Genomic DNA, 17,850 nt, shown 5'->3' with positions numbered 1-17,850 from the left:
GCGACACGCGGCCCCGGCCTCGTCTCTGAGAGAAAGGAGACAGTGTCCAGCAGTGACGAGCAGCTGGACGTGAGCGCTACCGTTGCCCTACGACCAATTCACCAATCACGAGGAGAATCATGCGCGCCGTCATCATGCACGCGCCCGGCAACGTCACCGTCGAAGACATGCCGATGCCGGCCATCCTGGAACCCACAGACGCCATCATCAAGCTGGCGGCCACCTGCATCTGCGGCTCCGACCTGTGGCCCTATCGTGGCGCCCAGCACGTCCACGAGCAGCGCATGGGCCACGAGTACGTCGGCACGGTCACCGAGGTAGGCTCCGCGGTCGCGACCGTCAAGCCCGGCGACTTCGTCGTCGGTTCCTTCTGCATTTCCTGCGGTGAATGCGAAATCTGCCGCGCCGGATACCCCTCGCGCTGCGCGACCGCCGCCGCCCAAGGAGATCCTTTCGTCGGCACGCGCGCAGGCGGCACCCAGGCCGAGTACGCTCGCGTGCCCCTCGCTGACGGCACGCTCGTCAAGACACCCGCCACCCCCACGTCCGAGCAGATTCCCTCGCTCCTGGCCGCCTCCGATGTGCTCGGCACCGGCTGGTTCGCCGCCGACGAGGCCGGGGCCGCCCCCGGGAAGACCATCGTCGTCGTGGGTGACGGGGCCGTGGGCCTGGGCGCAATCATCGCCGCCAAGCAGCTGGGCGCTTCTCGCATCATCGCTATGTCGCGCCACGCGGACCGTCAGGCTTTGGCTCGCCAGTTCGGCGCGACCGACATCGTGGAAGAGCGCGGCGAGAAGGGTATCGCCCGCATCAAGGAGATGACCGGGGGACTGGGTGCCGACTGCGTCGTGGAGGCCGTGGGCAACGAGGCGTCCTTCGACCAGGCTCTGGGCTGCGTGCGCCCGGGCGGCCACCTATCCTTCGTGGGTGTGCCGCACGGTGTTTCCCTCGACATGGGTCGTATGTTCGGCGCGCAGGTTCACATGTTCGGCGGTCCAGCCGCGGTGCGCAAGTACCTGCCCACCATGATCGACCTGATCTACCGCAGCGAGATCAACCCCGGTGCCGTCTTTGATCTGGTCCTGCCGCTCGAGCAGGCCGCCGAGGGCTACGCGGCCATGGACGAGCGTCGCGCCACGAAGGTCATGCTCACCGTCTGATTCGGTTGCACGGCGGCTTCAGCCTCGCGTTTTCACTCGTTCTGAGCCGCACCGTCATCCGGGCAGTCCCACCGCCGTGCGGGGCTGCCCGGATGGCTTTGTGGCGACCGGCTCCACGTCCACGACAATCCGCCCCACACCGCCCCACCAGACCCATCGGGCCCGCCCGTACCTCGCTAAGTCGCACCCCCGCCCCTCCAACAACGGCCCACCAGCCCCCCAACCGGGGGTTTGGCACTACACGAAGCCTTCCAACGGCCCACCGGGCCACCCAACCGGGGGTTTGGCAGCATTAGAAGTCCCATCACGGCGTGTCGCCGGCGTGTCGCGCGCCTAATGCTGCAATTCCCCCCGACATCCATATCCAGGCCGTTGAAATGAGCTGCAACCACACACCCCAGCCCGCGCCTCGTCACGCCGCGCACGAACGCCGTACCCACGCCCGCATCGCGACAAGTCACATATGTGCGCCATTAACAATCAAGCAAATTAGTACATCTAAAACTGCAACAGACTGAAATCTATCGCACTAGAATTCACTCATGAGCCAAGAAGTCAGGGGCAACGACGCTCCTTTCATCCTCAACGCCGTTGAACGCGCGATCATTCGCGTACCGCGATCCAGCCACCACGGCCTCACAAAGATACCGACGGCTGTGAACATCGCGGGCAAGACCTACCTCGACCTTGCGCGCCTAACGGATATAGACACACATCAGCTACCGCAGGTCGTGCTCGCCGCACGCCTCTACCACCTCGCGCACACACACCAAACTCTCATCGCTACCGGACAATGTGCGCTATGGGCGCACGGCTATGGAAGTGATCCCGCGCTTCCACCTATCACGGTTGCCACTTCGTCCGCTATCCGCCCCATCGTCCTGCCCGCCATAACAATCGGTACTCGCACCTTTGCTCCCATGAAGGTCACGCCCAGGCACGTACGTCACCTCCCTGCTATCAGTGACACACGCGGGCTCCTCATCGAGAACCTCGAATCTGCACAGATTACTGCTGCCCGCACATCATCCAACCGACGTGCTGCTTTCACGCAGATGTGCATGAACGCCCACGCCTACACGCACTTCGACAACTTCCACATGAAAGCGTCACGCAACAACGAGGAGTCGTGGAAGTTCTTCCTTGAGCGCGAGCTGAAACAGCTGGGCAATCGGGCAAGAGGACGCTCTCAAGCACAGTGGATCATCACTCACGCAGATGCCGGCTGTGCCTCCCCCGGAGAAGCGCGCGTGCTGTACGAGCTGTGTGCCGCGGGCCTGGCAGGCATGCTCACACAGGTCGAGGTGCACACGCGGGGTCGTCGCTATTTCATCGATTGCGCGTTCACGGCCGAAAAAGTCGGCATCGAGTTCGACGGGCGCGCAAAATACGGGGACGACGCCCGCAGCATCCACTCCTCGCTCGCCCGCGAGCGCGAGCGCCAACGCCACCTTGAGGGTGAGGGCTGGCACATCATCCGCGTCGGCTGGCACGATCTGGACCATCCGGACGAGCTCATTGCGCAGGTCCGCGCAGCGCTCGCCGCACGCCTCGGATGAGTCCACGACACCCGGCGAACGCCGTTAGCGGCTGTCTCCACTGCGCCAACGAAGGCCCACCAGGCCACGCAAGTGGGGGTTTGGCAGCATTAGAAGTCCCGTCACGGCGTGTCGCCGGCGTGTCGGCCTCCTAATGCTGCAATTCCCCCTTGCAGCCCATATCCAGGCCGTTGAAATGAGCTGCAACCGCGCACCCCAGCCCACTCCTCGTCCGTCGCGCACGAAGCAAACGCCCGCACGCCTCGCCCACCCCACCTGGCCCTACACTGGTGGCATGCACGATCCCTCCCTGTCCACTGCGCAGCATCGCGAGCTGATCGAGGCGTTGGCGCTCAGCCACGTCCTCCCCCATGACACGCTTCCCATCGAGGAGTGCCTGGGTCGCCGCCTGGCCGTCGACATCCACTCGCTCATCCCACTTCCCCCGTTCACGAACTCCGCGATGGACGGATTTGCGGTGCGCCGCGAGGACCTGGAGGGCGAGGGCCCGTGGACTCTGCCCGTCGCAGGCGACATTCCGGCGGGCGACACCCGCGAGAACCGCCTCGAGAAGGGGCAAGCCTGGCGCATCATGACGGGCGCTCCGATCCCGCAGGGCGCGGACACCGTCGTGAAGGTCGAGCACACAGACCACGCGGCGGGCGTCGCCCAGGCGCCCGACAGCGTCGAGATCCGCGTTGCCCCGAAGCTGGGCGCGAATGTGCGCGTCGCGGGCGAGGCCCTCGAGGCCGGCTCCCCGGTCCTGAAGGCCGGCCGCATCCTAGACGGGACGGCCCTGTCGGCCGCTGCCTCGGTCGGCCACGGCACCCTCATGGTTCTGCCCCGCCCGCGCGTCATCGTCGTCTCGACGGGCACGGAGCTCAAGCGCGCCGGCGAGGCCCTCGAGCGCGGACAGATTCCCGATTCGAACGGCATCCTCCTGCGCGGCCTCGTCGAGGATGCCGGTGGGCAGGTCGTCGCACACCTGCGCACGGGGGACACCCCGGCCGAGCTGCGCACGGCCCTCGATGAGGCCCCGGAGGCCGACCTGGTCCTCACAGCCGGCGGCATTTCGGCGGGTGCCTTCGAGGTCGTGCGCCTGACGCTTGGCACGGACGCGGGCTTCCACCACGTCGCCCAGCAGCCGGGCGGGCCGCAGGGCGTCGGCTCGACGCAGGTGGGGGCGGGCGGCCGCGAGACGCCGGTCATCTGCCTGCCCGGCAACCCGGTCTCGGTCTTTACGACGTTCCACATGTACGTCGCGGGCGCCCTGGCGGTCATGTCCGGCCTCGTCGCACCCGAGCACGGCGGAACGGTCCCGAGCGGCGTCCTCGCCCGCGCGCACGTCGGATGGGAGTCGCCGTCCGGAAAGACTCAGTTCATCCCGCTTCGCTTCGTCTCCGGAAAGGGGGACGAGGCCGGGGCCCGCTGGGTGGAGCCGGCGCACCCCCTGGGATCGAAGTCGCACCTGGTGGCCTCGCTCGCGAACGCGGAGGCGATCGGCGTGGTCGCGCCGGACGTCGAGCAGGTCGAGGCCGGCCAGGAGCTGGCGGTCGTCCCGCTCGTGGGCTGACCCCACCATAGAGAGAATTAACGAGAGGAAAACCGTGAAGTTTACGCATTTGAACGAGGACGGCGCCGCCTACATGGTGGACGTGACCGCAAAGAATCCGACGGTGCGCCAGGCGAGCGCCGTGTGCCGCGTGGATTGCTCGCCCGAGGTGATGCAGGCCCTGCGTGACGGCACCGTCCCGAAGGGCGACGTCCTGGCGGTGGCGCGCGTGGCCGGCATTTCGGCGGCGAAGCGCGTCCCCGAGCTGCTGCCCCTCGCGCACACGATCGGCGTGCACGGCTGCGCGGTGGACCTGAGCTTGGAGGACGATCACGTGGCGATCCGTGCGACCGTGCGCACGGCCGACCGCACGGGCGTGGAGATGGAGGCGCTGACGTCGGTGACGGTTGCGGCTCTCGCGATCGTCGACATGGTCAAGGGCGTGGACCGCTCCGCTCGCATCCGCGAGGCGAAGATCGTCGCGAAGTCGGGCGGCCGCAGCGGCGACTGGGTGCGCCCGGAGGATCCGCAGGACTGACGCCCCCACTGTACGAGGAGGCCGCCCGCAGCACATCTGCCGGGCGGCCTTTTCGTTGCTATCTCAGGCTTTTAAGCACGCGGGTGGTCGCCGCCCGCGAGCTGGTCGATGATGTGGGCGACGAGGGGACCGATGACGGCCACCGTATCGGTGACACCTCCGCGCGAGCCGGGCGCGTTGACGATGAGGGCTCCCTCGGGGGATCGCGCGGTCACGCCGACGAGGCCTCGCGACAGGGCGGCGGACGCGACCTTTTCCTCGCCGCGGCGTCGGATCGCGTCGGCGAGACCGTCGATGCGGGTGACGAGGAGAGGCTCGGTGGCCTCGGGGGTAACGTCGCGGGGCGCGAGACCGGTCCCGCCGGTCGTGAACACGAAGCGGGCGCCGTCCTCCACGGCCGCGGTGATCGCGGCGCGAATGGCGTCGACCTCGTCTGGGACGATCACGACCGAGGCGTCGACGCCGTGATCGGCGAGGAGGCGCGCGGCGAGAGGGCCGGAGAGGTCCTCGGCGAGGCCGGCGGAGCAGCGGTCCGAGACCGTGATGACGCGTGCGGGGATCATGTCAGTGACGGGCGTTGCCGCGACGGCGGGCGGAGCGGCGCACGCGAATGCCGGAGGTAATGGGGTCAACGTCGTTGAACTGGCGCGGAGACAGCTCGTAGTCGACGCGGCGCACGGGCTCGGGTTCGAAGGCCTGCGGGAGGGGGCGCTGCGGGCGCGCGCTCTGGCGCGACGAGGCGCGCTGCGGGAACGCGGGCGGTGTCGGCGGAGCGGGGATCGGCTCATCCATGGCCCGCACAGGTTGCACGGGGGCCTGCGGCTCGACGAGCGCGGGTTCGACGACGGGCTCAGGAGCCGGAGGACGAGGAGCGCTCTCTCGCAGGGGCTGCGTCACGGGTCGGCCGGGCTGCGCGGGCGTGTAGAGTCCCTCGGGCACACTCGACGTGGGGCGCACGTGCACGGGACGGATCTGCGGGACAGACTTCGTGATAGGTCCGCGCGTCATGTCGGGCGACACGGCGGGCATGACCGGCGCGGCGCTGGGGTAGGGCGGCTGCGACGGAGGGGCGGAGACTGGCGCACCAGGTTCGATCGATTCGCCAACGGGGATGTCGGCAGGATTATCGGCGTTACCGGAGACTCGCTCGGAGAAGGGACGTCCCACTCGCCGAGGCAGGGGCGAGGCCTCGGTGCCACGGTGACGGCTGGGAACGCGCGCGGCGTGGGCAGGGGCATGTGCGCGCTCAGCGGGTGCAACCGGAGCGGCGGGTGCCGCGGGTGTAACGAGCTGGGCGGGAACCCCCTCGTCATGGGGAAGTTCCTCGTGCGGAGCTTCCTCGTTGATCGGTTCGGGCGCTTCGTCCTCCTCGTAGGGGACGACGATGGGCGTGACAATGTCGCCTGGTTCATGAACGGGGGCCTGGACGACGGGCATCTCGTCGGGCGTGCGGCAGCCGAGGAAGAAGGAGCGCAGCTGCATGGCGGCCTCTTGTGCGAGGACGCCGCCGACGACCTCGGTCGGGTGCGGCATGCGGGCGTCGCGCAGGACGTCGCGCAGGGATCCGGCAGCGCCGGCTTTCGGGTCCCAGGCGCCGAAGACGACGCGATCGATGCGGGAGGCAAGGATGGCGCCTGCACACATCGTGCAGGGTTCCAGGGTGACGATGAGCGTGCAGCCGGTCAGGCGCCACGTCCCTCGGGCGCGGCCCGCCTCTCGCAGGGCGACGATTTCGGCGTGGCCTGCGGGGTCATGGTTGGCCTCGCGGCAGTTCCACCCGCGTCCGATGATGCGGCCATCCTCGTCAACAACGACGGCTCCGACGGGAACGTCTCCCGTCTCGCGGGCGCGGTTAGCCAGGAAGAGGGCCTTGCCCATTGCTTCGCGGTACTGCTCATTCACTGTCACCCCTCTAGCTTACCGACCAAACGACTGATGGGATAGTTGGAGTCCATCGTGACTCGTGGTGCTGATGTGACGAATGAGTGTGATATGCGTTACGACACGGCCGAAACGTCGACCACTGACATCCACGACGGAGCCGCAGAGGAGACCCCAGCCTCGTCTTCAACACACCGGAGTGCGCTCGCATATACGAACGAGGTAGCCTATAACCATGCGCCTCCACGTTGCTCATCACCCCCTGATCACCCACAAGCTCACCGTCCTGCGGGATCGCGAAACGCCGTCGGCGACGTTCCGCCAGCTCGTGGACGAACTGGTCACCCTGCTCGCCTACGAGGCGACGCGCGAGGTGGCCGTCACCGAGACCCCCATCGAGACCCCCGTCGCTCCCACGGTCGGCCTGAAGCTCTCCGAGCCTCGCCCGATCGTGGTCCCCGTCCTGCGCGCAGGCCTGGGCATGCTCGAGGGCATGACTCGCATGCTGCCCACGGCCGAGGTTGGCTTCCTGGGCATGCGTCGCGATGACGACACCCTGGAGATCGAGACCTATGCGAACCGCCTGCCGGACGACCTGTCGGGCCGCCAGTGCTTCGTTCTCGACCCCATGCTGGCCACCGGCCACACCATGGTCGCCGCCACCAACTACCTCTTCGAGCGCGGCGCGAAGGACGTCACCTGCGTGTGCATCCTGGCCGCCCCGGAAGGCATCAAGACCCTTGAGGACGCGATCGGCGACCGCGCCGACGTGAACGTCGTCGTCGCCGCCGTCGACGATCACCTCAACGAGAAGTCTTACATCGTCCCCGGCCTGGGCGACGCGGGCGACCGCCTGTACGGCATCGTCGACTGACGAGGCACGCGCCCCTCGCGCATCGCAGCGCCGGGGTATGCGACGCAGCTAACGCCACACGAAGGGTGGGCGCGGGATGAAAGTCCCGCGCCCACCCCTCGCATTTACTCAACAACAAAGGCTCAAATTAACCATGTTGGCTATTTTTAGCCCATTTTCCCTAATCACACCCTCATGTGACCTTGAGCGCTAAGCACCCCAAGGCCTCGAAAACACCCGACGCACGTTTCATGCTTGTCACATGGCACTGATTCAGACCAATCCCAAGCGCCGCCGCTACGGCGTCGCAGCACTCGCAGGTGTTCTCGGCGGAATCGTCTCCGCCATCGTGAAGTTCGGTTGGGAGGTGCCGCTGCCTCCGCGTACGCCCGAGCGCAACGCCACCAACCCGCCCCAGGAGCTGCTCCAGCAGCTGGGCGTCCCGGAGAGCGTCACCCACCTGTCCTACACCTTCAACGGTAACGAGGGGCTCCCCTGGGTCTCCTTCATCGTTCACTTCGCGTTCTCGATCGCTTTCGCGATTCTCTACTGCGTGCTCGCCGAGCGCTTCCCGCAGATCAAGCTCTGGCAGGGTGCCGCCTTCGGTATCTTCATCTACGTGGCCTTCCACGTCGTCCTCATGCCACTGATGGGCACCGTTCCGGAACCCTGGAACCAGCCCTTCGCGGAGCACTTCTCCGAGTTCTTCGGCCACATCATCTGGCTGTGGGTTATTGAAGTCTTCCGCCGCGACATGCGTAACCGCATCACGCACGAGCCGGACGCCGAGTTCCCGCTCGAGGCTCGCACCAACTGACGCGCGCCGCTTGCGCGAACAAACGGGTGGGCCCCGGAACCGTACGGTTCCGGGGCCCACCCGCTTATCTATGCAGATCCTTGCATTCGCGATCCGTCAGCCTCGGCGCCTGCGCGCCCCGGCCTCGCAGGTCAGAACGCCGGGATGACCGAGCCGTCCGACCAGGTCTTCTCGATGTACTGCTTGACCTCATCGGAGTGCAGGAGCTTCTCGAGCTTCGCGATGGCCTCGGCCTTCTTGGAATCCTTCTTCCACACGAGGACGTTCACGGCCGGGTTGTCCACGGGGGACTCGACGACGAGTGCGTCACCGGAGATGGACTTGCCACCCTCCTGGGCGAAGTTGCCGTTGATGACCGCGTAGTCGAAGTCGTCGAGCGAGCGGACCAGCTGCGGGCCCTCGACCTCGCGGAAGTCAAAGTTCTTCAGCTTGGTGACGGTGTTGATGTTGACGTCGCCGTCGCCCTCGGGGATCGAGACGAGGCCCTGGGTCGCCAGGAGCTCGAGCGCGCGGGACTGGTTGGCCGTGTCGGAAATGATGCCGATCGTGCCGCCGTCGGGCAGCTCGTCGAGGGACTTGTGCTTGTTGGAGAACACGCCGAGGGGCTCGAGGTGAATGCCCTCGCCGGCCTCGAAGTCGTAGCCGAACTGCTTCTCCGCGTTCTCCAGGTAGGGAACGGTCTGGTAGAAGTTGGCGTCCAGGTCGCCGTCGTTGAGCGCGGTGTTGGGCTGGACGTAGTCGGTGTACTCAACGATGTTGAGCTTGATGCCCTCGGCCTCGGCCAGGTTGTCGTTGATGTAGGTGAGGATCTTCGCGTGGGGCGAGGGGGTCGCGCCCACGGTCAGGGTGACGACGTCCGAGGAGGAGCCGGAAGCATCCGAGGAGGAGCCGCCGCCGCAGGCCGCCAGGCCCAGGGTGGCAACGGCTGCCAGGCCGATAGCTGCGAGAGAGCGATGACGCATGGTGGTTCTCTTTTCTTCTGCGTACTGGATGGGATGGATGGTCGAGGCCGGGGTGACCTGACCGGGGTCTATCAGCGCGCGCGGTGGTCGACCAGGCGCGAGAGGAGATCGCCGATCAGCTGGATGATCTGCACGATGACGATGATGGCGACGACGGTGGAGATCATGACGTCGTCCTGCCAGCGGTTGTAGCCGTAGTTGATGGCCATCTGGCCCAGGCCGCCGCCCCCGACGGCGCCCGCCATCGCGGAGTAGCCGATCAGGGTGATCGCCAGGGTCGTGATGGACTGGATGAGGGCGGGCATTGCCTCGCGAATGAGGACGCCCCAGCGGATCTGGCGGTTGGAAGCACCCATCATCTGGGCGGCCTCGATCTTGCCGGGGTCGACGGCCAACAGGTTCGTCTCCACGAGACGCGCGAAGAAGGGCGCGGACAGGATGACGAGCGGAACGACGGTTGCGAGCGAGCCCGTGGACTTGCCGACGATCATCTTCGTCAGCGGGATCAGCATAATGATGCCGATGATGAAGGGCAGGGAGCGCACGATGTTCACGACGAAGGACACGGCCTGGTACACGCCCTTGTTGGGGGTGAGGCCGCCCTTGCCGGTCTGCACGAGGAGGAGGCCGAGGAGTGTTCCGATGATGACCGCGAAGAGCGTGGACAGGCCCGTCATCATGAGGGTCTCGAGGATTGCCGGACCGAACTTCTGGGTCAGCGCCGGGTTATCGAACCACGTGGGATCGCCCTTACCCGTGGGCACGACCACCTGCGCGGCGGTCGCGGCGGCGAGGTATGCGGTGGTCATTGGGTCCTCACTTCCGCGCGGACGTTGTTCTTGCGCAGCTGCTCGATGATCTTGTCAGCGTGGTACGCGGGGACGGTGAGGGCCAGGCGGCCCACCTGCACATTCCCGAGGGACTCGAAGGTTCCGGCGGTGACGTCGGCGCCCATGGACGAGGCCAGGTGCAGGACGGTCGCGCCGGTCGGGACACCCGGGTGCGACGTGAAAACGACGTCGAGGAGGACAGTGCTCTTCGTCAGGCCGTCAAGGCTGGTGGCCGCGGAGGCGGGGACCGATTCGACGACGGGCATGGGGACCAGCTCACGGGCGAGCGGGGTCGAGGGGTCTGCCACGACCTCTTCGAGGGGGCCGGTCTGCAGGACCTGTCCGTGGCCGAGGAGGGTCACGGAGTCGCAGATCTCGCGGACGACCGCCATCTCGTGGGTGATGATGACGACGGTGACCCCGGCGACGTCGCGCACGTGGCGCAGCAGGGAGAGGATCTGAGCGGTCGACTCGGTGTCGAGCGCGCTCGTTGGCTCGTCGCACAGGAGCACAGCGGGGTTGTCAGCCAGAGCGCGGGCGATGCCGACGCGCTGACGCTGGCCGCCCGACAGCTGGGACGGGTAGGAGTCACCACGGCCTTCGAGGCCGACGAGTTCGAGGAGTTCCTCGACGCGTTCGCGGCGCTGCGCACGAGGCACACCGGCGAGCTTCAGCGGGTAGCCGATGTTATCGGCGGCAGTGCGGGCATCCAGGAGGTTCGCCGCCTGGAACACCATGCCGATGCGACGGCGAGCGGCGCGCAGCGCAGAACCCGACAGCATCGACAGATCCAGGCCGTCGACGACGATGTGGCCCTCGGTGGGCTTCTCCAGGGCCGTCAGACACCTGATGAGCGTGGACTTACCCGCGCCGGAACGGCCGACGATCCCATGGATCGAGCCGCGATCAACGTGCAGGTTCACCCCATCGAGCGCGACGACTTGGCCGCCGCTTTTCACGGGGTAAACCTTGGACACCCCGGTGAGGTCAATCATGTGCATCTCCGTTACTGGGCCACACGGCCCGCAACATCAGCATATGAGGGCCAGCGTCGCGAGCGCTCGGAATGCTGTTACAAAACTCCGTATCGTGGCTAAACCCTCACCCATCAGCCCGCATAGTGGCCCCAGTTGCGTGACAAACTCCTATCCGGCGCAGGCGATGCCGGCGAGCGCCGCGCCCCACGAGGCCGCCCACGTGCCAAGCGCGAGCGCGAGGCTCCGTCCTCGGAATCCATCGGCCCACAGTGTCACCGCGTCCACGAGTGCCGTCGAAAACGTCGTGAAGCCACCGAGGAACCCCGTCGACACGATCGGCATGAGGCCTGCGGGCACCAGCTGAGTGGCCGCACCAGCCAGGAAACAGCCGATGACGTTGACGACCAGGATGCCGAGCTTCGCTCCCGCCGAGTCACCCAACGAGTCCAGGGAGCGTTGCACGCCCCGGTCCAGCCAGAAGCGGGCGCACGCGCCCACGCCGCCGGCCAGGGCCACGAACAGGAAGGTTGCGCCACTCATGCCGGGTCCCCCTCACTGGCGACGGGGCGCGAACCTGAGCGACCGCACGTCCACTCCCCCACGCGCATCCCCGCCCAGGCGCAGGCGCCACCCAGGGCCAGGAGACCGAGGGACTGGGAGACAGCCTCGGCAATTCCATTGAGCGACACGTACCCCACCGACGCGACGATGTACGTCCCGTAGGTCGTGAACGCGCCCGCGAAACCCGTGCCGACCAGGAGCTTCAGGGTTTTCAGCGACGCCGCATTCCCCGATCCTCGCGCGAGGCGACCCGCCACCCACGCGGCCAGCGCGCCCAGCAGGAACGCGCCCACGGCGTTGACCGTCAGCGTCGACCACGACAGGAAGAGGCCGCGCACGGGCGAGGCCTTCGCGACCTCGTCCAGGCCGGCGCGCGCAGCCGTCCCCACGACCCCGCCCGCGAAGACCGCCAACCAGTCGGGCACCCGAAAACTCACCATGCACCCCACTGTACGCCCGCCGCGCCACCGCCCGGGGAGGCGGATCCCGGGAGGCGGCCACGGCCTCGTACACTGAGCGCATGACGAACACCGGACGATTCGCGCCCTCCCCCACGGGCGACTTCCACCTGGGCAACCTGCGCACCGCGATCCTCGCGTGGGCGTGGGCGCGCACGACCGGGCGGCGATTCGTCCTGCGCATCGAGGACATCGACCGGGAGCGCGCCGGGTCCGCCGAGCGTCAGATCGAGGACCTGGCGGCGATCGGCGTGGATTGGGACGGCGAGCCCCTCATCCAAACCGCGCGGGCCGACGCGCACGAGGCCGCCCTGGCGTCGCTGGCCGCGCGCGGCCTCATCTTCGAGTGCTACTGCACCCGCCGCGACATCCGCGAGGCCGCCTCCGCGCCGCACGTGCCACCCGGCCACTACCCGGGCACCTGCCTGACGTTGAGCGAGGCCGAGCGCGCCGCGAAGCGTGAGGCTTTGGCCGCCGCTGGGCGCGCCCCCGCGCTGCGCCTGGCCGCCCCCTCGCCCGAGTGGACCGTGTTCGACGAGCTGCACGGCTCCTACACCGGGGCTGTCGACCACTTCGTCGTGCGCCGCGCAGACGGCGTGCCCGCCTACAACCTGGCGGCCGTCGTCGACGACGCGTTCCAAGGCGTCGACCAGGTCGTACGTGGCTTCGACCTGCTCTCCCAGGCACCCGCACAGGCTCAGCTCGCCCACCTGCTCGGGGCCCCCGAGCCGACGTACGCGCACGTGCCCCTCGCACTCGCGCCTTCAGGGGCCCGGCTGGCCAAGCGCGACGGCGCCGTCACCCTCTCAGATCTACGAGGCCTGGGCTGGTCCACCGACGACGTCGTTTCGTTTATCGGGTCGTCCCTGGGAGTGCCCGGGGCGCGTTGCGCCTCCGACATTGCGGACGCCCTGGGGATTACAGGATTGCGTTCCCTGCCGACCGAGCCGTGGGTCGTGACGCCTCCCAGTTCCTGAGGGCTGCTTGTGGCCCCGCTGGTGTTCCGGGCGCCGGAGGCCCCGGCCGCCCGCGAGGCTAGGCGTCCTCACTTCGTTCGGCGCCGCGCCTCGAAGCCCGGCCAGGCCCCACCACCGCCCACGGGCACCGCAGCCAGGCCTCACCTGCACCCCGCACGCCTCATGCCCCTCATCACGGGGTCCACCACCAATTTCGCATGCAATTCCCTCGCGACTCTTTCAAATCATGAAGTCACAACGTTGGAATTGCAACGTTTTCGTGCTGTGTTGAATCTTCGTCCAGTCGAATTGCCTGCGGAATTAGTAGAGCCGATCCCCACCACCACCCACACCCCCAGCAAAGATGTCGTCGGTTTCACCAAGGTGCCGCAAAGTCCGGACACTGGCACTTCCTCTTTCACAACAAGACGCGTCGAGTGATCTGAGCGAAAGAAATACCGCCCCAGTACTGCACGAGAACGTACTCTCACAGGCCGCATGAAAGAAAAATCGCCCCTGCTCATCGAAAATCGGCAGAAATAGGGGAATTTGAGCGTGCTGGGGCGATGAAAGTTTCATGACACCCCATGTCTCATGAAGCGGGGGTGGTTTTTCTTTCAGCCTCCATCCGCCTCCACGCCCCCGCGAAGGCTCGCCTGCGATGCACCATCTGGGCCACGACAACACACAACGTCCCTGCGTAGCGACGCGGACGGATGGGCATGAAAAAAGCACTCCCGAAGGAGTGCTTGCTAGAAATGCAGAACCCCCACCGGTGGATCGCACCGAGGGGGGCCGCTGCGCGCCCGGAGGGACTCGAACCCCCAACCTTCTGAACCGTAATCAGATGCTCTATCCATTGAGCTACGGGCGCTTGCCGTTTGGCTGGGTATAAGCTTACACGCTCTTCGCCAGGATGCAAAATCAAGAGCTATGGCCTGAACCACATCGAAGAAATGCGTCCTGCAGTCGACCAAGATCGAGCAGCATATACAAAGATCCTCCGCGCACCCGGCAGCGCACCCTTATCCTTGCTGCATTCCTGCCCTGGGGAGGTTCGGATGATACCGTCACGCGGAGGACCGGCCCCCAGCATACACGTTTTCGCCCCGCGCGCGCAGCTGCGAATCGGTCACCATGGGACACGGCGACGTCGTCAAGGTTTCACCCCCTCACTCAGCTGCGAAGACCGCAACTCGCCAGCCTCACACAAACACCCCCACGCGCAACGCACACACCACGATCGTTACACACGCTTAAGGACTGATCAGGCGCCAGCAACCCACGGCGAGCAGACCTACCCTGAGACCATGAGCGACATCATCATTCCTGGCATCGGCTCACTGGAGCCGGCACCCGCACTGGCCCATCTCGATCTGCTTGCCCCGCCCGTCGCCGCTGCACTGACCGCGCTGGCGGAGCGCGGGGTGGCCACGGCCTCGTCGGCACTGGTTGTCGCGATCGACCCGGAGCTCGCGGACACAGAGGTCATGACGCGCGAGTTCGGCATGGACCTGGCGCTGTCGTCGAACTGCATCCTGGTGGCGGGTAAGCGCGCCGGCGAAGAGCGGATCGCGGCGTGCGTCGTGCGCGCGACGACGAACGCGGACGTAAACCACGTCGTGAAGAAGCGCCTCGACGTGCGTAAGGCGAGTTTCTGGCCGCAGGAACGCGCGGTCGAGGCGTCGGGCATGGAGTACGGCGGCATCACGCCGGTGGGCGTACCCGGCTCATGGCGGCTCCTCATCGACTCGGCGTGCGCGGTCGGATGGAGCTGCATCGGCTCGGGCCTGCGCCGATCGAAGCTCTTTGTGACGGGCGAGGTCCTGGCCGCGCTCCCGGGCGCAGAGATCGTCGAGGGCCTCGGAGTCTAAGGGGACGAGGCCGGGGCTGGCTTCGAGACACAGGGCCAGGCTACGGTGCCCGCGGGCGGCGGGGCCTGGCCGGGCTAGTCCAAGCACCACAAGTGCCGCCGGTGTGGAGGGCGCCGGAGGGCCCGGAGGGCACGGGCGGGCTTCGAGATCGACCACTCCGAGCGAAGCTCGCGTGTGGCGATCTCGCGGGCGGCCGGGCCCGACGGCGCCCAGAACACCAGCGGCACCACAAGCAACAACACGCGGCGCGGACGACTCGCGGGCGGGCAGGACTCGCGGCGGCCGGAGATCAGGCGGGGTACAAGCAACAAAAACCCCGGAACCTGAAGCGGTCCCGGGGTCCGGTGGCGGAGGATGGGGGATTCGAACCCCCGAGGGCTTGCACCCAACACGCTTTCCAAGCGTGCGCCATAGGCCACTAGGCGAATCCTCCGTGCACATCGTGCCGGACAATCATAAGCGAAAAATGTCTTCCCGCGCCAATCCTGGCCAATGGAGCAGGTCACAGGCCCGTCATTTCAAGGAAAAAGGGATCACATGGGGCCCAAACCCACCGACCCCCAAACAGTCGGGCCAGCAAACTACGCCAATGCGGCGCACATCTACGCACCCACCGCAGAGGCGACGGCACCCGCGCGCGGCACCCCGGCCTCGTCGATTAACCGAGCCCCAGCACGTAGATGTAGGCGGCGATGCCAATAAGAATCCCATCGAACACGAGGGCGGCGGTAGCCTCCCGCGCACCGATGCGATCGGGCAGCGATTGCGCCTGAATGAGGGCGATGACCGCAAGCACAATGCTGACGATGATGGGGAAGCCAAAGAAACCAAAGACAGCGAACCAGAGAGAGGCTTTGGCTACGGGGTTCGTGATGGGCACGGGGGAGGTGTAGCCGCCGTCGGCGAAAACCTCCCTGACGTTGACGTATTCCGTCCCCGGAAAATCACCATACGAGACCGGCGCGCTCCCCCGCGTCACGCTCTCGGGCGCATAGCCAAAGCGGTCGCCGGCGACGTTCATGGGCGAGGCATCGGCCGGGTTGGCCTGCAAGGCCATGTCCGGGTTCGCCCAGGGCACGCCAGAGACTGTGGGGGCGACGTTCGGGGATGGCTGGCTCATGTGCTCCACTATTCCACAACGAGAGGGGCATGCACCACACTTTGCCCACTGGAGGGGTTTAGGCGTGGCGAAACCTGCGGGGACGGGGGCAGACGCGCTACCCTGTTATTCCGACCGGTACGGCCATTCTGCCCATCAACTGATCGGATTTGTACGCTTATGAGCGAAACGAAGACCTCGCTGTTCCGTTGGAAGCTTCACGGTGACGGCACGTCCATTAATCCCGGCGACGTCGTCCTTCCGAATGAACGACTCTCGTGGCCGCGCACCGCTGGTATTGGCGCCCAGCACGTGGTCGCAATGTTTGGTGCCACGTTCCTTGTTCCGTTGTTGACTAAATTCCCCCCGTCAACAACGCTTTTTTTCACCGCGATCGGCACCCTGCTATTCTTCCTGATCACGGCGGGCCGCCTGCCCTCGTATCTGGGCTCCTCGTTCGCGCTGATCGCGCCGATCCAGGCAGTCACCGCCTCCATGGGCCCCTCCTACGCGCTCGGCGGCATCATCGCTGTCGGCGCAACGCTGGCGCTCGTCGGCCTGATCGTCCACTTCGCGGGCGTGCGCTGGATTGATGCTGTCATGCCGCCCGTGGTGACGGGCGCGATCGTGGCGCTCATCGGCCTGAACCTGGCGCCCGCCGCGTGGAACTGGGTGAAGCAAGGCCCGATCACGGCCGTCGTGACGATCGTGTCGATCTGCCTCGTGACCGTCCTCTTCAAGGGCATCCTCGGCCGCCTTTCGATCCTCATCGGTGTGCTGGTCGGCTACCTGGTGGCGATCTACCAGGGCGAGGTCGACTTCTCTAAGGTGAGCGACGCCGCTTGGATCGGCTTCCCCGAGTTCCACACCCCCGCCTTCTCTGTGTCGACTCTCGGCCTGTTCCTGCCGGTCGTCTTCGTCCTGGTCGCCGAGAACGTCGGCCACGTGAAGTCGGTGTCCGCGATGACGGGCGAGAACATGGACGACCTGACGGGCCGCGCGCTCGTCGCGGACGGCCTCTCCACGATGCTGGCCGGCAGCGGCGGCGGTTCGGGTACGACCACCTACGCCGAGAACATCGGCGTTATGGCCGCGACCCGCGTGTACTCGACGGCGGCGTACATCATCGCTGCTGGCGTTGCTCTGGTCCTGTCGATGCTGCCGAAGTTCGGCGCCCTCATCGCGACGATTCCCCCGGGCGTGCTCGGCGGCGCGGGCACGGTCCTGTACGGCATGATCGGCATGCTGGGCGTTCGCATCTGGGTGCAGAACCGCGTGGACTTCTCCAACCCGGTGAACCTGAACACCGCCGCGGTCTCACTGATCGTCGCGATCGCGAACTTCACGTGGGTTGTCGGCGACATGACCTTCGGCGGCATCGCGCTGGGCACAGCCGCCGCTCTGCTGATCTACCACGGCATGCGCCTGATCTCAAAGCTGCGCGGCACGAACCTGGAGGCGGCGTCGCCCGCGTCCGCGCCATCGGGTTCGGAGCTGGAGGGCGAGGCGTACTCGAAGCGCCACCGCTCCCCCGCGCCGCAGGCTGACGCCTGATCTGACGCGTTCATAGACGAGGCCGGGGCTCGGCCACTCGCTCACCGCACGGTGAGGGGTGGGTCGGGCCCCGGCCTCGTTTATCCCCATAATTCCGCACGTAATTCCCCCGGTGCACCGCAATCATCGTCAGTGCAATGCCCGGATTTCCGGCTCTTCATAATTGGGGGTGTAGTTGGGGTCTGAATCCTCCTGTTTCGAGGAGTGCTCGGGTGATGTAGTTGGTGAGGTTTCGCAAGT

General features: G+C 66.7%; 17 protein-coding genes, 2 tRNA genes and 1 other RNA gene. 9 read left to right on the top strand and 11 right to left on the bottom strand.

Annotated features, from left to right (window positions below; all coding sequences use genetic code 11):
* Positions 1-119 precede the first annotated feature (119 nt).
* From CYJ22_RS09110 to moaC, 4 genes are all read left to right on the top strand, one after another.
* A complete protein-coding gene (locus CYJ22_RS09110) occupies positions 120-1,160 on the top strand; it encodes a zinc-dependent alcohol dehydrogenase family protein (RefSeq protein ID WP_007589360.1) in 1,041 nt (346 codons plus the stop codon).
* A gap of 542 nt (positions 1,161-1,702) precedes the next feature.
* Entirely contained in the window at positions 1,703-2,719 is a 1,017-nt protein-coding gene (locus CYJ22_RS09105; RefSeq protein ID WP_007589343.1) for an endonuclease domain-containing protein, read from the top strand.
* A gap of 274 nt (positions 2,720-2,993) precedes the next feature.
* Positions 2,994-4,271: a molybdopterin molybdotransferase MoeA gene (locus tag CYJ22_RS09100; protein ID WP_101602382.1), complete on the top strand. Its 1,278-nt coding sequence runs from the start codon at positions 2,994-2,996 to the stop codon at positions 4,269-4,271.
* A 34-nt stretch (positions 4,272-4,305) separates the two neighbouring features.
* Positions 4,306-4,788, top strand: a complete 483-nt coding sequence (gene moaC / locus CYJ22_RS09095; RefSeq protein ID WP_003791807.1) for a cyclic pyranopterin monophosphate synthase MoaC — start codon at positions 4,306-4,308, stop codon at positions 4,786-4,788.
* A 71-nt stretch (positions 4,789-4,859) separates the two neighbouring features.
* Here moaC and CYJ22_RS09090 read toward each other — a convergent pair whose 3' ends face one another.
* Both CYJ22_RS09090 and tadA read right to left on the bottom strand, forming a co-directional pair.
* Positions 4,860-5,351: a MogA/MoaB family molybdenum cofactor biosynthesis protein gene (locus CYJ22_RS09090; protein WP_101602381.1), complete on the bottom strand. Its 492-nt coding sequence runs from the start codon at positions 5,349-5,351 to the stop codon at positions 4,860-4,862.
* Position 5,352: 1 nt separating this feature from the next.
* Entirely contained in the window at positions 5,353-6,696 is a 1,344-nt protein-coding gene (tadA, locus tag CYJ22_RS09085) for a tRNA adenosine(34) deaminase TadA (protein ID WP_243390489.1), read from the bottom strand.
* Between the two features lie 208 nt (positions 6,697-6,904).
* Between tadA and upp the strand changes: the two genes are divergently transcribed.
* On the top strand, positions 6,905-7,543 hold the full coding sequence (gene upp, locus CYJ22_RS09080) for a uracil phosphoribosyltransferase (protein WP_007589358.1): 639 nt from the start codon (positions 6,905-6,907) through the stop codon (positions 7,541-7,543).
* 241 nt (positions 7,544-7,784) lie between these two features.
* A complete protein-coding gene (locus tag CYJ22_RS09075; protein WP_101602379.1) occupies positions 7,785-8,339 on the top strand; it encodes a YagU family protein in 555 nt (184 codons plus the stop codon).
* 131 nt (positions 8,340-8,470) lie between these two features.
* On the opposite strand, the gene CYJ22_RS09070 is transcribed toward CYJ22_RS09075, so the two are convergent.
* The 5 genes from CYJ22_RS09070 to CYJ22_RS09050 form a co-directional block, all read right to left on the bottom strand.
* Positions 8,471-9,301: a MetQ/NlpA family ABC transporter substrate-binding protein gene (locus CYJ22_RS09070; RefSeq protein ID WP_101602378.1), complete on the bottom strand. Its 831-nt coding sequence runs from the start codon at positions 9,299-9,301 to the stop codon at positions 8,471-8,473.
* A gap of 71 nt (positions 9,302-9,372) precedes the next feature.
* Positions 9,373-10,110, bottom strand: coding sequence for a methionine ABC transporter permease (locus CYJ22_RS09065; protein WP_101602377.1), 738 nt, complete (start codon positions 10,108-10,110; stop codon positions 9,373-9,375).
* Positions 10,107-11,126 carry a methionine ABC transporter ATP-binding protein gene (locus CYJ22_RS09060; protein ID WP_101602376.1) on the bottom strand — a complete coding sequence of 340 codons (1,020 nt, stop codon included), beginning with the start codon at positions 11,124-11,126 and terminating at the stop codon, positions 10,107-10,109. The genes CYJ22_RS09065 and CYJ22_RS09060 overlap by 4 nt, the downstream gene beginning before the upstream one ends.
* 150 nt (positions 11,127-11,276) lie before the next feature.
* Positions 11,277-11,648 (bottom strand): fluoride efflux transporter FluC, encoded by a 372-nt coding sequence (locus CYJ22_RS09055; protein WP_101602375.1) that lies wholly within the window; start codon positions 11,646-11,648, stop codon positions 11,277-11,279.
* The gene (locus CYJ22_RS09050; RefSeq protein ID WP_101602374.1) at positions 11,645-12,109 is read right to left on the bottom strand and encodes a fluoride efflux transporter FluC; all 465 of its coding nucleotides are present in this window, start codon (positions 12,107-12,109) and stop codon (positions 11,645-11,647) included. The genes CYJ22_RS09055 and CYJ22_RS09050 overlap by 4 nt, the downstream gene beginning before the upstream one ends.
* Before the next feature lie 80 nt (positions 12,110-12,189).
* Between CYJ22_RS09050 and gluQRS the strand changes: the two genes are divergently transcribed.
* On the top strand, positions 12,190-13,104 hold the full coding sequence (gene gluQRS / locus CYJ22_RS09045; RefSeq protein WP_101602373.1) for a tRNA glutamyl-Q(34) synthetase GluQRS: 915 nt from the start codon (positions 12,190-12,192) through the stop codon (positions 13,102-13,104).
* Positions 13,105-13,884: 780 nt separating this feature from the next.
* Here gluQRS and CYJ22_RS09040 read toward each other — a convergent pair.
* Both CYJ22_RS09040 and ffs read right to left on the bottom strand, forming a co-directional pair.
* Positions 13,885-13,957 (bottom strand) — tRNA-Arg (locus CYJ22_RS09040).
* A gap of 117 nt (positions 13,958-14,074) precedes the next feature.
* Positions 14,075-14,170: signal recognition particle sRNA small type (ffs, locus tag CYJ22_RS09035), an RNA gene on the bottom strand.
* 223 nt (positions 14,171-14,393) lie between these two features.
* On the opposite strand from ffs, the gene CYJ22_RS09030 reads away from it, so the two are divergent.
* The gene (locus CYJ22_RS09030) at positions 14,394-14,957 is read left to right on the top strand and encodes a YbaK/EbsC family protein (RefSeq protein WP_101602372.1); all 564 of its coding nucleotides are present in this window, start codon (positions 14,394-14,396) and stop codon (positions 14,955-14,957) included.
* Between the two features lie 345 nt (positions 14,958-15,302).
* Here CYJ22_RS09030 and CYJ22_RS09025 read toward each other — a convergent pair.
* Positions 15,303-15,390 (bottom strand) — tRNA-Ser (locus CYJ22_RS09025).
* A gap of 225 nt (positions 15,391-15,615) precedes the next feature.
* A complete protein-coding gene (locus CYJ22_RS09020) occupies positions 15,616-16,077 on the bottom strand; it encodes a hypothetical protein (protein WP_101602371.1) in 462 nt (153 codons plus the stop codon).
* 159 nt (positions 16,078-16,236) lie between these two features.
* On the opposite strand from CYJ22_RS09020, the gene CYJ22_RS09015 reads away from it, so the two are divergent.
* The gene (locus tag CYJ22_RS09015) at positions 16,237-17,610 is read left to right on the top strand and encodes a uracil-xanthine permease family protein (protein WP_101602370.1); all 1,374 of its coding nucleotides are present in this window, start codon (positions 16,237-16,239) and stop codon (positions 17,608-17,610) included.
* Positions 17,611-17,850 lie beyond the last annotated feature (240 nt).

Origin of the sequence: Schaalia odontolytica (assembly GCF_002847525.1) — a bacterium.
GTDB classification, from domain to species: domain Bacteria; phylum Actinomycetota; class Actinomycetes; order Actinomycetales; family Actinomycetaceae; genus Pauljensenia; species Pauljensenia odontolytica_B.
The sequence above is the reverse complement of the archived record's forward strand: the minus strand, read 5'-3'. Positions and strand labels throughout refer to the sequence as shown.

Coding starts and splice junctions, on each gene's coding strand:
- CYJ22_RS09110 (WP_007589360.1), top strand. CDS start 120: ATGCGCGCCGTCATCATGCACGCGCCCGGCAACGTCACCGTCGAAGAC.
- CYJ22_RS09020 (WP_101602371.1), bottom strand. CDS start 16,077: ATGAGCCAGCCATCCCCGAACGTCGCCCCCACAGTCTCTGGCGTGCCC.
- gluQRS (WP_101602373.1), top strand. CDS start 12,190: ATGACGAACACCGGACGATTCGCGCCCTCCCCCACGGGCGACTTCCAC.
- CYJ22_RS09070 (WP_101602378.1), bottom strand. CDS start 9,301: ATGCGTCATCGCTCTCTCGCAGCTATCGGCCTGGCAGCCGTTGCCACC.
- CYJ22_RS09065 (WP_101602377.1), bottom strand. CDS start 10,110: ATGACCACCGCATACCTCGCCGCCGCGACCGCCGCGCAGGTGGTCGTG.
- CYJ22_RS09100 (WP_101602382.1), top strand. CDS start 2,994: ATGCACGATCCCTCCCTGTCCACTGCGCAGCATCGCGAGCTGATCGAG.
- CYJ22_RS09015 (WP_101602370.1), top strand. CDS start 16,237: ATGAGCGAAACGAAGACCTCGCTGTTCCGTTGGAAGCTTCACGGTGAC.
- CYJ22_RS09090 (WP_101602381.1), bottom strand. CDS start 5,351: ATGATCCCCGCACGCGTCATCACGGTCTCGGACCGCTGCTCCGCCGGC.
- CYJ22_RS09060 (WP_101602376.1), bottom strand. CDS start 11,126: ATGATTGACCTCACCGGGGTGTCCAAGGTTTACCCCGTGAAAAGCGGC.
- CYJ22_RS09105 (WP_007589343.1), top strand. CDS start 1,703: ATGAGCCAAGAAGTCAGGGGCAACGACGCTCCTTTCATCCTCAACGCC.
- CYJ22_RS09075 (WP_101602379.1), top strand. CDS start 7,785: ATGGCACTGATTCAGACCAATCCCAAGCGCCGCCGCTACGGCGTCGCA.
- CYJ22_RS09030 (WP_101602372.1), top strand. CDS start 14,394: ATGAGCGACATCATCATTCCTGGCATCGGCTCACTGGAGCCGGCACCC.
- CYJ22_RS09055 (WP_101602375.1), bottom strand. CDS start 11,648: ATGAGTGGCGCAACCTTCCTGTTCGTGGCCCTGGCCGGCGGCGTGGGC.
- CYJ22_RS09050 (WP_101602374.1), bottom strand. CDS start 12,109: ATGGTGAGTTTTCGGGTGCCCGACTGGTTGGCGGTCTTCGCGGGCGGG.
- upp (WP_007589358.1), top strand. CDS start 6,905: ATGCGCCTCCACGTTGCTCATCACCCCCTGATCACCCACAAGCTCACC.